The organism is Desulfuromusa ferrireducens, from assembly GCF_055389805.1.
Map to the genome: position 1 here is coordinate 1,191,695 of NZ_AP042415.1, position 13,803 is coordinate 1,205,497.

The window sequence follows — 13,803 nt, forward strand, 5'->3', positions numbered from 1 at the left end:
AAATATTCACACTAAAGACCGAATGTTCACAGCCCTCGGTATGCACAATTCACCCATTTCTTGTCGGTAAATATTATTATCATTAAGATAATTCCGTTGTTTTTGAACTGACCCTGTGTTAGAAGCGAAATTGTCCCAATCTGGTTGCCCTCGTAATACAAGGAGTGGAAGCATGACTGAAGGTACTGTTAAGTGGTTCAACGATTCAAAAGGTTTCGGTTTCATCGAGCAGGAAAATGGCCCGGATGTTTTTGTTCATTTTTCAGCAATCCAAGCAGAAGGTTTCAAATCCCTGGCTGAAGGCGATCGGGTTGCTTTTGACGTGATTCAGGGAGACAAGGGTCCTCAATCATCGAACGTGACTAAGGTTTAGACAGATCAAATTGTGCTGGTTGCACTGCAAGTGTGATCGGTTTGATTTCTAAGAGGGCACATCCACAAAAAAGCTCCGCAGATAACCGCGGAGCTTTTTTGTGTTTATTCAGCCACCGACAATATCGGAATGACCGATCATGCCCAAAGAGCGTTCCATGAGGATCCGCCACTGGCCATCCTCTTTTATCAGGTTGATCGATTTAAGAATTTCATCCTGATAAAAATCGGAGCGATAACTCTGCTTCAACTTCACCTGCATGCGATCTTCGCCAATTTTACGCACCTGGATATCATCGATATCCAGCTCAATCCACTGCGGACGATTTAGTCGAGAGCTGCGCATTTCGCGCCATTCATGCAGACTGCGTCCCAATTCCGGTCGATAGCTGTCGCTATAAAAGGAGAAATAATTGGAGAGATCCTGTTTAGCCCAGGAATCCGCCCAACTGCGAACCGTCGTCAGAACCTCACGGCGCAACACTTCCGGCAGGTCCTTTTGCAAAACTTTGCCCTCTATCCCCAGTGCCGCCTTGATCTGTTCAATCGGAATGGCGGCAGTTACGGAAAATTCGTTGCCCGCCGGCCACCAAAGCTTGGGCTCTTCAACAACCGGTCGCAACAGACCAGCCACAAGCTTCTGGTCCGGATCGGCTTCTGTAGCAGCGATAGGCGTGGTGGTCGCTTGTGCAACGTCTTCTACTTCATTTGCCACACTGCCTTTCGCCACAAGCGGGCTCGCCGCGGTCGGTTGTGCAGCGGTTACAATCGGCTCCTGTTTGATCGATTGCTCTGCTGGCCGCCATGCTGCCGACTTAATAAGCTCTTCGTTGGCCTGTAATTTGGCCAGCAGTTCATCGCGGGTCTGCTCACTGTAATAATACCCGTAACTGCCGGAGAGCAAGAAACCGATGACAAAACCACCAACCGCCCAAGTTGCCGGCCGCCAGCGATCATATTTCTGCCCGGCGACCAACTCCCAAGCAACGTCGGCTTCTTCTCTGGCCTTGACTATCTCCTCTTTGGCCTGCACCAAACGGCGCTCGCCTTCCACCTGTTTATTCCCGGCAACATTTCGCTCATAAAGCGCTTTGTCGAGCTCCTGTTGCAAATTATTCTTTTCCGCCACCAAACGACGAACTTCTGTGACCATTTTATCGGATTGCTCTTCAGCTGTGTCGTTCTTTTCGGCTTGAGCATGCGACTCATCTATCCTGGCAGGTTCGTCGACACTCAGAAGATCGGCGATCTCGTTAAAACAAACAAGCTCTTCCAATAACTCCGCAAACGAGGAAAAACGCCATTCTCCGGGCAGCAAAAAGCGCCCGACCAAGCGGCGAATTTTGCTATTGTCAATTTTGGCGACTTGATCGTCAATCCGCTCGGCATTGTTGTAGTCAGGTCCGAGCAACATGTGCAGGAGGAGATCTCCGATACTGTGCAGGGTTTCGGCAACACTTCCGGAGAATCCCTGTTGATCCAGATCGGCTGCGGTTTGGTGACCGGAAGTGTGAATCTGCTTGATGCCAAGGTCGATACCAAAGTCAGCCATAACGGCCCTGCCGTCAGAGTCGAAAAAAATCTTCTCGGCGTTCAGCTCGCCTTGACCAAGTTGCTGACCGAGGGCGTAATCAAGTGCCTTGCTCAGCTCCGCAGCAACCCTCAATGCCTGTTCTTCTGGCATCGGCGCGGCCAGAACTTGAGCTAAAGTTTTTCCGCGGTAGCAACTCGAGGTGTAATAGAAATAACCCTCCTCGAGGCCGGAGTCATAAATCGGCGTAATCGACGGATGGTCCAAGACCGACAACCGCTCAAGCAAGCTTTCGAGCTGCTCAAGCCGATCTCCCTCGAGAAACTGCTCTTCGGAATAAATTTTAAGGGCTACTTCGCGGTTAAAGAAGGGATCTTCCGCACAACAACAGGTTTCAGTGCTACTGGCACTGACCACATCCTTGATGACATACAACCCAAACTGCTGGCCTGATTCTATCATTGGAACTCCCGCCATAAATGAAACAAAGGGGCTGTTAAACTTTTCATTTTAGTCAGTGAAGGAACCGGAAGAAGCAAAAACAAAGCCCCCACCCAGCACAACATTATAATCTTATAACACAAACCGGGAAATATCCAGCTTTGTTGTGAATTTCAAATCTATTTAGCACGGTTAACGCCGACCCTCGGGCAAAGGTCAACAATCGGACACCGACTACAAAAGGGGGTTGGTGCCTTACAACAGGCGCGACCATGGGCAATCAGCGTATGTCCTGCCTGGGTCCAAACGGAAGCAGGCAACAAGCCGCCAAGTTCTTTCTCGATCAGTACCGGATTGTCCGATTTGGTCCAATCAAAACGCCGCGCAAGCCGTTTAACATGGGTGTCGACAACCATTCCAGGTATATCAAAGGCGTTACCCAAAACAACATTTGCCGTTTTACGCCCAACCCCCGCGAGGCCGACCAGCTCTTCAATACTTGCCGGTACTTGCCCCTGATGTCGGGTCAGCACTTGTTCGGCGCAAAGAAGTAAGTTCTTGGCCTTATTACGGAAAAACCCGGTGGAGTGGATCAACTCTTCTACCTGCTGTTGGTTGCCCTCTGCCATCTCTTGCGGGCCGGGAAAGGCCTTAAAAAGGGCGATAGTAACCTGATTGACGCGCTTGTCCGTGCACTGCGCAGAGAGAATGGTTGCCACCAATAATTGCCAGGCGTTCTGATAATTGAGAGCACAGACGGCATTCGGGTACGCTTTGTCGAGTTGCTGAAAAAGGTGCAATGCAGCGGTGTATGTATTCATCGATGAGTAATTTTTCGACTGGGGTGGAAACGACTTATCAACAGCATCAACAGAGTTACCCACAGACAGGGTCAGCATGTTTTCGAAATCGCAGCCGCCCCCTGAGTTTAATAAACTGCCTGCTATCGCAGGACTCGACAGTCAACACCAGAGGCAAGTGCGGGGAGGCCTTTCGCGCCTCTGCGGTCGCGAGGATAGTCCCGGCCAAGGCCCTGATCGGGCCGCGAAAATAGATCCGATCCCGCCCCCAGAGTGGGAAGTTAGCGGGATAATTAGCGCGCCAGAGCGGGAACCGGGCACGCCGCAAGTGCTCGCTGATGCGGATTTGCCCATAGCCCCACAACGGCAGGGTAAAATCGCCACAAACGATTGTTGCACAAGGAAGGGAGCGCTGATTCAACAGCTGATCGCTTAGCAAGGCTCGGATTTGATCTCGACGCTGCCAAGGATCAAAGGAGAGACAAAGGTTAAATAGATGCAGTCTTTCGTTATCAATATCAAGGTCGGCGCGCACGCAGCGACCGCCATGGCCGAGGGAAAATTCCTGAATATTTGATAGGGGGTAACGGGAGAGAAAAGCACAGGCGCCTTCTTCGTCCGAGCCATAGGCAGTCAGGCCGACCTGATCGGCAAAATCCCGTAATGAGCCACTAACAATCGGCGAGCCCAGCTCTTGCAACATAACCAGATCAGGCCGTTGCGAACAGATGACCCGGGCACTAAGATTGGTATCCGTCTCGCCGCTGGCGCTGCGAAAACCGTTGATGTGATAACTCATAATCCGGAAAGTCGCCATCCCTCATCCTTTCGGGCCTAAGCTATCAATTATAATCCCAGGAACAATAAAGACCAGTTATTCCGTACTAAAACAGAAAAGAGGCCTCTCGGCCTCTTTTCCACAATCCCTGCGATAATCTAAAAACTAGTCTTCAACCCGCCGAACCGACTCGATGACGACTTGTGGTTCCGGGTAGTTTTGGAAAAGTTGATTTTTGGCTATGGTGCGCACCGTACCGATCTTCTCCACGACCTCTAAGCCCTCTACCACTTGACCAAAAACAGCATATCCATAGGTATTTCCAGTTTTGCCTCGGTGGTTAAGAAACTTGTTGTCGCTCAAATTGATAAAAAACTGGCTGGTCGCGCTGTCAACAACACCAGTCCGGGCCATGGCTATGGTTCCCTTGTTATTCGGCAGCCCGTTGTCCGCTTCATTTTTGATCGCCGGCTTGACTTCTTTGCGCTTCGAACTTTTGTCAAATCCGCCACCCTGAATCATAAAATTGCCGATGACGCGATGAAAAATGGTTCCGTCATAAAATGCCCCATCAACATAATCGAGGAAGTTTTTTACCGTGAGCGGCGCTTTTTCATCGTTCAGCTCCAATTTGATCGTTCCCATGCTGGTTTTCATTTCCACCAGTGTTCCGGCGTAAGCTGTTGATAAGCTAAAAACCAACAAAGCAGTTATAACGAGTATCCGTTTCATAATGTCTCCATCTATTCGTTTTAAGTAGCAAACAACAACTAATTACGAACCGCTTCCGCTTTTAAATCGCGGAGCATCAGATCAGCAACCGCCTGTCGGGGATCTTTCCTCTGGTAAAGGATCAGGTACATCTGCTCAATAATCGGCACCTCAACAGCCAGTTTTTTCGCCAACTGGTACGCTGATAGGGTTGTTTTAACCCCCTCTGCTACCATTTGCATGCCATCAAGAATTTCGTCAAGCGAACGTCCTTTACCCAACTCAATCCCAACGGTCCGGTTACGAGACAGGTCTCCAGTACAAGTCAGCACCAGATCTCCCATCCCGGCAAGACCGGCAAAGGTTTCTGCGCAGCCTCCCAATTTAAGACCTAGTCGGGTCATCTCTGCCAAACCGCGGGTAATCAAAGCCGCCCTGGTATTGTGCCCAAAGCCAAGGCCATCGGCCACACCGGCAGCCAGAGCAATGACGTTTTTCATCGCCCCACCTAATTCTACCCCGATAATATCATCATGGGTATAAACACGAAAATTATCGGTGCTGAAAATATCCTGAATCCGCTCGGCACAACTTAGGTCGCGAGCTGCCACAACCACGGCCGTCGGCATCCCCTGGACAACCTCTTTGGCAAAAGAAGGCCCCGACAAAAACCCGAGCTGACTGTGCATCGCTGTCGGGAATAGTTCTTCAAAAACCTGCGACATCAGCATCAGGCTCTCGTTTTCAATCCCCTTAGATGCACAAACAACCAGCGCTCGTGGGTCAATCTGCGGGAGTGCTTGTTTAAGCACCTGGCGAGTGACCTGCGAAGGGGAGACAAATAACAACAAATGCTTATCGCTGACGGCCTGTTGCAGATCCGCAGTGAAGGCCAGATTTTCAGACAGGTGAAACCCGGGCAGGTAGGTGTCATTAATGCGGACAGCCTGCATCCGCTCAACCAAATCGGTTTCATAGGCCCAAAGAGTGACTGGGTAACCCTTTTCTGCCAACAGATTGGCCAGGGTTGTCCCCCAACTGCCTGCACCGATAACGGCTAACTTTTTCTGTGCCTGTTCTTTTTGCATCAAATTGCCTTCTTTTTCGCCGCAATCCGCTGCTCCAAATGCTTTATTTTTTCACGCAATAGAGCGGGCTGGGGAAAGTCCTGCAACTGCTGGTAGAGTTCCAAGGCATCCAACAAGCGATCGTCCTCTTCCAGAAGTTTGGCCAAATTAAAGCGCGCTTCAATAGTATAGCGACTATTTGAAAACTGATCGATCAATCGTTGCCAGAAAGCCTTGGCAGTCTGCGGTTTGTTTTCCAACAAAGCTAGGCCACCGAGTCGATACAACACATCTGGCAGTAACCTACTTTGCGGATGTAGCTCAAGCAGGGTTTGCAGCTCAATCCCGGCTTGGCTGTAATTATCGAGACGGAAATAACAATCGGCTATCTCATAAAGATACTGATCCCTATTACCAACCGTCCGTTCCAGTAATCGCTGATAAAAACCGATTGCCCGAGAATAATCCCGGAGTGAGTATTTGATAATATGAGCCGCTGAAGCCTGGGCTGTTTGCACCAGCGGATGACTGGAAAAATCATGCTCTAGCTGTAAATAGCTGAGCAATGCCTGCTGATCCTGCTGGCGATCATACTGCCAGATTTTTCCAATTTGCAGTAAAGCCTCTGCTGCCAGTTCCGACTGTGGATAATCCTTATAAAGCTGTTGATAAAGCTGCTGCGCCGCGACAATCTTCCCCAGGCTCTCCTGCTTGGCTGCTTCGTTGAACAGCCGTTGCGGAGCTGTCTCCTGTTGCCAACGATAAAGCGGCAACAGGGACACCCCGATAAGCACTAAAGATAAGAGTAACCAGAACCAGCGGCGGCTTTTATTCCTGCTCGTCTTCCGTTCCTGTTGTTTCAGTCGTTTCTTCAACTGACTCAAATTCATCGGTCTCTTCCTTCTCCGCCAGTTTGGCGACCGACACGATCAATTCTTCATCTTCGAGAACCATCATCCGAACACCTTGGGTGTTACGGCCAATGCTGCGGATATTACTCACCTTGGTGCGCAACAACTTGCCGCGGTCGGTGATAAACATCAGGTCCGACTCATCATCAACCATCTTGATAGCAACAACTTTACCATTTCGGTCGCTGGTTTTAATAGTGATGATTCCTTTGCCGCCGCGACTCTGTACCCGGTATTCGCCGATATCGGTGCGTTTACCATAGCCATTCTCGGTGATAGTCACTAGCGCCAGGGCAGTATTATCGGTTACCGATTGCAAGCCAATAATCACATCATCCTTCTCAAGGTTCATGCCGCGAACGCCGCGAGCCGGGCGACCCATGGAGCGTACATCGCTCTCAGGGAAGCGAATCGATTTTCCGTTGCGCGTTGCCAGGAGGATATCCATCGAACCATCGGTCAGGCGCGCCTCAATCAGGCTATCCCCTTCATCAATGGTCAAAGCGATGATGCCACCGGCACGTGGGTTTGAATAGGCCATCAACGCAGTTTTCTTGATGGTGCCACGTGCGGTCGCGGTGACAATAAACTTGTCCTCTTCGAACTCCTTAACCGGCAGAATCGTGGTTACTTTCTCGTCCGGGGCCAGGGATAGCAGGTTGACAATCGCCTTGCCGCGCGATGCTCGTCCACCCTGCGGAATCTCATGTACCTTGAGCCAATAAACCTTGCCCAGAGTGGTGAAAATCAAAACATAGGAATGGGTCGAGGCAATAAACAGGTTCTCGACGAAATCCTCTTCCTTGGGCCGCATCCCGGTCTTGCCCTTGCCGCCACGGCGCTGGGCGCGGTAAAGAGAAACAGCATTGCGTTTAACGTAGCCACCGTGAGAAACGGTCACCACCATGTCCTCTTCGACGATCATATCCTCAAGGGTCAGATCAGCGGTACGATCAAGAATTTCTGTCCGCCGTGGGTTGGCAAACCGCTCCTTTATATCGAGCAGTTCTGCTTTGATGATCTTGAGAATTTCGACTTCGCTGGCAAGGATCTCCTTCAGGCGCGTGATGACGGCCATGATCTGCTCAAGTTCCTCGACGATTTTACTCTGCTCAAGACCGGTTAACCGGTGCAAGCGCATTTCGAGAATTGCCTGGGCTTGGATATCGGAAAATGAAAAGCGTTCGATCAGTTTTTGTTTCGCTTCAGCCGGTGTTGCACTGGATTTTATCAGCTGAATAACCTCATCGAGATTTTCCAGGGCCAGCTTCAAGCCTTGCAGGATATGGGCGCGGGCTTCAGCTTTTTTCAGTTCGAAAATACAGCGACGAGTAACTATTTCGCGGCGATGATCAATAAAGCAATCTAGCACCTCACGCAGGGTCAAAACTTTCGGCTGCCCAGAGACAATCGCCAGCATGATGATGCCGAAAGAGGACTGCATGGCGGTCATTTTGTAGAGCTGATTGAGAATAACGCCGGGAACCATATCCCTTTTCAGTTCAATGGAGATCCGCATGCCATCACGATCCGACTCATCGCGAAGATCGGCAATGCCTTCAATCTTCTTGGTTTTGACCAGTTCGGCTATCTTTTCAATCAATCTCGCCTTGTTCACCTGGTAGGGGATCTCGGTAACGATTAGCGCTTCGCGACCACTGCGCTTATCAACTTCGACCAGCGCACGGGCGCGCATCTGGACGATACCGCGACCCTTATTATAGGCCTCGTGGATCCCTTCTCGCCCGTTAATAAAACCGGCGGTCGGGAAATCTGGTCCAGGAATTTTCTCGATCAGATCCTCAATCGTCAGACGCGGATCGTCAATCAGTGCAACCAGCCCGTCGATGACCTCGCCGAGATTGTGCGGCGGGATTTTGGTCGCCATGCCGACAGCGATACCTTCGGAACCGTTAACCAGCAGGTTGGGGTACTTACAGGGCAGAACCAATGGTTCCTGCAATGAATCGTCGTAGTTTGGACCGTGATCAACAGTCTCTTTATCTATATCGGCCAGCAGTTCATGAGAGAGCTTGTCCATGCGGATCTCGGTGTAACGCATGGCGGCTGCCGAGTCACCATCAACGGAACCGAAATTACCCTGGCCGTCAACCAACGGGTGGCGCATTGAAAAATCCTGCGCCATTCGAACGATAGTGTCATAGACTGCGGTATCACCGTGCGGGTGATATTTACCAATAACATCACCGACCACCCGGGCCGATTTTTTATAAGGTTTATTGTATTCATTACCGAGATCATGCATCGCGAAAAGCACCCGCCGGTGAACCGGCTTGAGACCATCGCGAACATCGGGAAGTGCCCGACCGACGATAACGCTCATTGCATATTCCATATAGGATTTGCGCATTTCGTCTACAATATTGACGGTGACTTTATTCTGTTCTGTCAGCATCTATGTCCTCCGAAACTTCCTTTTGAGGGGAAGTGGGGTTTAATTTATTCAGCGATAAACTGCTATACGTCCAGGTTGGCAACGTTTAGTGCATTTTGTTCGATAAATTCACGTCGCGGTTCAACTTGATCACCCATCAGCACGGTAAATATCTCATCTGCACGGACAGCATCTTCAATCGCCACCTGCAGTAGAACCCGCTTTTCCGCGTCCATCGTAGTTTCCCACAACTGATCGGGATTCATCTCGCCAAGACCTTTATAACGCTGAATATATTGACCTTTTTTAGCGCGAGCGAGGAAGGTTTCGAGCAGTTCCTTACGATCCTCGATCACCACATCTGGCTTGCCTTCACTGGTGAGGACAGCTGAACTCTTCTGGCAAATATCCTCTACCAGCTTATAGGAGTTCAACAACAGTTTATATTCGTGGGAAGAAAGGGTTTCCACGGTGTTGCGATCAATACGAGCATGCAGGTTACCGAAGGTCACCAGGATACGATCCGGATTATCCATCACCCTAAATTGTGCCTTCGGTTCGATCTGGCGTAATATTTCGGCGAGGGGCTCTAGATCGGCCTTATCAGCAAAACCGTTGCGAACCTTGCCGCGGAGGAACATGCGTAAAACATCACTCGGCACACCTCGATTGACGATTTTGTCGAAGTGTTGATTAAAGCCGATAATATTGCGCAGCGTCGGGATTATCTGTTTGCCGCGTAAGACCTTGGTACCTTCATCCATCTCCAGGGCGACGCCATCAGTTCCGGTATCGAGCAGGTAATCGAGCAGCGCATCGTCATCCTTGAGGTAAATTTCCTTTTTTCCGCGCTTAACTTTATAGAGCGGAGGCTGGGCGATGTAGAGATGACCACGCTCAATTATCTCCGGCATCTGGCGGAAGAAAAAGGTCAACATCAGGGTGCGTATATGTGAACCGTCAACGTCAGCATCGGTCATAATTATAATGCGGTGGTAGCGGAGCTTTGCGATGTCGAAATCATCTTTACCGATACTGGTTCCCATGGCGGTAATAAGCGTACGGATTTCGTTAGACGTCAGTAGTTTGTCAAAGCGCGCCTTCTCGACGTTAAGAATTTTACCTTTGAGCGGCAAAATAGCTTGGTAACGACGATCGCGGCCTTGTTTGGCGCTGCCACCGGCAGAGTCACCTTCGACGAGGTATATTTCGCAAAGTGCCGGATCTTTTTCCTGACAATCTGCCAGCTTCCCTGGCAATGACAAACCATCCAGCGCACCTTTTCTACGCGTCAGATCACGGGCTTTCCGCGCAGCTTCGCGAGCACGTGCGGCTTCTATTCCTTTTTCAAGGATTTTTTTGGCAACCTGAGGGTTTTCTTCCAAAAAGCTCGCCAATTTTTCGTTCATCAAGGTTTCAACGTAACCCTTAACTTCCGAGTTTCCTAATTTGGTTTTGGTCTGCCCTTCAAACTGCGGATTTGACAATTTAACCGAAATAACAGCGGCAATGCCTTCACGCAAGTCATCTCCAGAGATCGAAACTTTAACATTTTTCAGCAGATTATTAGCCGTAGCATAGGCGTTCATGGTCCGCGTTAAAGCACCCTTAAAACCGCTCATATGGGTGCCGCCTTCATGGGTATTAATGTTGTTGGCGAAGGAGAAAACCTTTTCGTCGTAACCATCGTTGTACTGTATGGCGACCTCAACCTCGACCCCCACCTTGACCCCATGAAAGTAGATAGGATCCTTGTGCACTGCGCTTTTTGCCCGATTCAAATATTCGACAAAAGAGCGAATACCGCCCTCATAGAAAAAATCATGCTTTTTTTCGGTACGGTCATCACTGATTATAATTCTGACGCCAGCATTCAAAAAAGCGAGTTCGCGAAGTCGTTGGGCCAGGGTATCAAACGAAAATTCTATAGTATCGAAGACATCAGGATCGGGCCAGAAGGTTATTTTTGTCCCGCGTTTAATAGTATCGCCTTCAACTGCGAGAGGAGCCGTTGGAACACCCCTTTCATAGGTCTGACGATGAACTTTGCCATCACGCCGGATTTCAAGGTCAAGTTTACAGGAAAGGGCGTTAACAACCGAAACTCCGACCCCGTGCAAACCACCAGAAACCTTATAAGCACCTTCTCCTTCATCATCAAATTTACCACCGGCGTGTAGCACCGTCATAACGACTTCAGCAGCAGACTTATTTTGCGTAGCATGCATATCGACTGGTATACCGCGACCGTTATCCTGAACGGTGACCGAATTATCCTCATGGATGGTAACGTTTATAGCGTCACAATGCTTAGCCAATGCCTCGTCAATTGAGTTGTCGACGACTTCGTAAACCAAGTGATGAAGGCCGTTTACCGAGGTAGAGCCGATATACATAGATGGACGTTTACGAACCGCTTCTAGACCTTCGAGGACTTGGATACTCTCCGCGCCGTAATTTTTTTCTTCCGCCATACTGCTCCTCTTACGTTAATCAGCGCTGCTGATCTCACCATTGTTGACTCTGAACCTTTTGCTCTGTTCAGAAATTTTGTTCTTTTTGAAATCTGTAGAGGTGATAAATACCTGTCCAGAATTATTCAGAAGATTTTCAAGTAGAATGTTTTTTCTATTGCTATCCAACTCACTCGTCATATCGTCCAAGAGCAACACTGGATAATGCCCCCGAATAGCTTTGTAGTCAAGAATCTGTGCTGTTTTGTACGAAATGAGTAGAGATCTTTTCTGCCCTTGGGAGGCAAAAATTTCTGCCGGCTTACCGTTGAGGTAGAATTGAAGATCATCCCTATGCGGGCCAGCCAATGTATAACCGAGAATCCGTTCTCGTTCCCTCTTTCTTTCAAATTCCTCTTTCAAGTTTTCTTCAATTAAATGAAAATCAGGATATTTTTTAGAATAAGAAAGTGAATATTCTTCTTTATTATTTTGATTTTTTAAATTTATTAAAAAATAGTTATTTATTTTATTAATATATTCAAGTCTCTTCCTTATAATTTCTGAACCATAAATTACAAGTTGGTCTTCCCAACAATCTAAATCTGAACTGTTGGATTTAATAAAAGTATTTCTTTGTTTTAGACAGCGGGCGTAATTTTTAAAGGTATTAATATATTCAAAATCTGTAAAAAAAATAGATCTATCTATTAAATTTCTCCTGAAGTGGGGATAACTGGTTATATAATTGACTTCATCTGGATGAAATAAAATAATATTTAAATATTTAAATAAATCTTTCTTTTCAGGTTTTTTTTTATTTATATTTATTTCTTTGTTTTTCTTACCAAATTTTATTTGTAATAAATTATCAACTCCCCCATTCAAAACATTGCATTTTAAATTAGCGGTGCTTTTATATTCTTTCAGTAGATCGTTATTTTTCTGTGTACGAAAACTTTTCAGAAAAGCAACGTAATATAAAGCCTCTATTAAATTAGTTTTCCCCTGAGCATTAGATCCAATAATTAAGTTTATATTTTCACCAAAAGTTATATTCGAATACTCAATATTCCTAAAGTTTTCTATAACTATATTTTCAATTTGCATATGAAACTAAAGTCTCATAGGCATGACAACAGCCAAATAACCTTCATCATTTTCAGGTTGAATAAGGCCTGGTGAAATATTATCCTTTAAATAAAAAATAATATTTTCCTTATCGATGTTTTGAAGTATGTCAATTATGTATTTTGCATTAAATCCTATGGATATTTCTGAACCAACATAAACAACATCAATTTCTTCTTTGGCATCACCAATATCGGGATTTGAAGAATATAGGGTCAAATTATCGTTTGATAAATTAACTTTTACACCTTTTGATTTTTCGCTTGATAAGACAGATATTCTTTTTAAAGAATGTAAAAATAATTCTCTATTTATAATTGCTGAGTTTTCAGTTTTTTCCGGTATGACTCTTTTATAGTCTGGAAAATCGCCATCGACCATCCGCATTATTAGTTTAGATGTGTCAGTACTTACTGAAAAATTATTATCTGAGATACCAATATCAACCGTAGGACCAGAGTTTTCTATTATTTTCCTTAATTCATTTATTCCTTTTTTAGGAAGAATAAATCCATCTTTAAATTTATCATCTATATCATTAGACATAGTTCTTTGGATCATGGATAACCTATGTCCATCAGTTGATACAAAAGCTATATTATTAGTTAAATCGTTAATACCTGATTTTATATATATCCCGGTTAAATTGAACTTTGTTTCATCGTTTGATACAGAAAAAATTGTTTTATCAATCATTTCACTTAGAATTGTCGTTTCAACTTGATTAGAATTACTACTAATATCAGGAAATTTTGGAAATTCATCTGGTGATAATCCAACGAGATTAAATATGGATTTTCCGCAGGTTATCTCAACCCAGAAATTACTTTTTGAGCCAAACTTAATTGTTTTATTTGGTAATTCTTTAATTATTTCAAAAAGTTTTTTAGCTGAAACAGTAATTTTTCCTTCAGTTATGACATCCGATGGATAGCTAGATTTTATTCCCACCTCTAAATCTGTTGCTGTAATAATAATTTCATTATTTTTAGCTTCTATTAAAACATTGGCCAAAATAGGAATGGTATGTCTTTTTTCTATAATTCCTTGGACCTTAGTTAAACCCTTAAGAAAAACATCTTTGCTGATGTTGAATTGCATGATTTTCCTCCGTTCACAGAGAACTATTATTATAAGTTTTTAGTTTTATTTAGTAGTATATATATAGTGCCTGTTATTTCGTTGATACAGCTATATATATCTAATTATTAAT

Annotated in this window: 11 protein-coding genes; 1 reads left to right on the forward strand and 10 read right to left on the reverse strand. The window is 46.4% G+C overall.

The window, feature by feature from the left end:
- Window positions 1–172: 172 nt before the first annotated feature.
- A complete protein-coding gene (locus ACZ5PT_RS05410; protein ID WP_464265787.1) occupies window positions 173–373 on the forward strand; it encodes a cold-shock protein in 201 nt (66 codons plus the stop codon).
- Window positions 374–481: 108 nt separating this feature from the next.
- Here ACZ5PT_RS05410 and ACZ5PT_RS05415 read toward each other — a convergent pair whose 3' ends face one another.
- The 10 genes from ACZ5PT_RS05415 to dnaN all read right to left on the reverse strand — a co-directional run bounded on the left by ACZ5PT_RS05415 (window position 482) and on the right by dnaN (window position 13,691).
- Complete coding sequence (locus ACZ5PT_RS05415) at window positions 482–2,365, reverse strand: L,D-transpeptidase Cds6 family protein (protein ID WP_464265788.1); 1,884 nt, start codon at window positions 2,363–2,365, stop codon at window positions 482–484.
- A 158-nt stretch (window positions 2,366–2,523) separates the two neighbouring features.
- Complete coding sequence (gene nth / locus ACZ5PT_RS05420) at window positions 2,524–3,165, reverse strand: endonuclease III (protein ID WP_464265789.1); 642 nt, start codon at window positions 3,163–3,165, stop codon at window positions 2,524–2,526.
- Between the two features lie 55 nt (window positions 3,166–3,220).
- Complete coding sequence (locus ACZ5PT_RS05425) at window positions 3,221–3,961, reverse strand: endonuclease/exonuclease/phosphatase family protein (RefSeq protein WP_464265790.1); 741 nt, start codon at window positions 3,959–3,961, stop codon at window positions 3,221–3,223.
- Window positions 3,962–4,087: 126 nt separating this feature from the next.
- The gene (locus ACZ5PT_RS05430; RefSeq protein ID WP_464266709.1) at window positions 4,088–4,657 is read right to left on the reverse strand and encodes a peptidylprolyl isomerase; all 570 of its coding nucleotides are present in this window, start codon (window positions 4,655–4,657) and stop codon (window positions 4,088–4,090) included.
- Between the two features lie 35 nt (window positions 4,658–4,692).
- Window positions 4,693–5,721, reverse strand: coding sequence for an NAD(P)H-dependent glycerol-3-phosphate dehydrogenase (locus ACZ5PT_RS05435; protein WP_464265791.1), 1,029 nt, complete (start codon window positions 5,719–5,721; stop codon window positions 4,693–4,695).
- Window positions 5,721–6,590 carry a tetratricopeptide repeat protein gene (locus ACZ5PT_RS05440; protein WP_464265792.1) on the reverse strand — a complete coding sequence of 290 codons (870 nt, stop codon included), beginning with the start codon at window positions 6,588–6,590 and terminating at the stop codon, window positions 5,721–5,723. The genes ACZ5PT_RS05435 and ACZ5PT_RS05440 overlap by 1 nt, the downstream gene beginning before the upstream one ends.
- Window positions 6,529–9,027 (reverse strand): DNA gyrase subunit A, encoded by a 2,499-nt coding sequence (gyrA, locus tag ACZ5PT_RS05445; RefSeq protein ID WP_464265793.1) that lies wholly within the window; start codon window positions 9,025–9,027, stop codon window positions 6,529–6,531. Before gyrA ends, ACZ5PT_RS05440 begins: the two co-directional genes overlap by 62 nt.
- Before the next feature lie 62 nt (window positions 9,028–9,089).
- A complete protein-coding gene (gene gyrB / locus ACZ5PT_RS05450) occupies window positions 9,090–11,480 on the reverse strand; it encodes a DNA topoisomerase (ATP-hydrolyzing) subunit B (RefSeq protein ID WP_464265794.1) in 2,391 nt (796 codons plus the stop codon).
- 15 nt (window positions 11,481–11,495) lie between these two features.
- Window positions 11,496–12,569: a DNA replication/repair protein RecF gene (recF, locus tag ACZ5PT_RS05455; protein WP_464265795.1), complete on the reverse strand. Its 1,074-nt coding sequence runs from the start codon at window positions 12,567–12,569 to the stop codon at window positions 11,496–11,498.
- A 6-nt stretch (window positions 12,570–12,575) separates the two neighbouring features.
- Complete coding sequence (gene dnaN, locus ACZ5PT_RS05460; protein WP_464265796.1) at window positions 12,576–13,691, reverse strand: DNA polymerase III subunit beta; 1,116 nt, start codon at window positions 13,689–13,691, stop codon at window positions 12,576–12,578.
- Window positions 13,692–13,803: the final 112 nt, after the last annotated feature.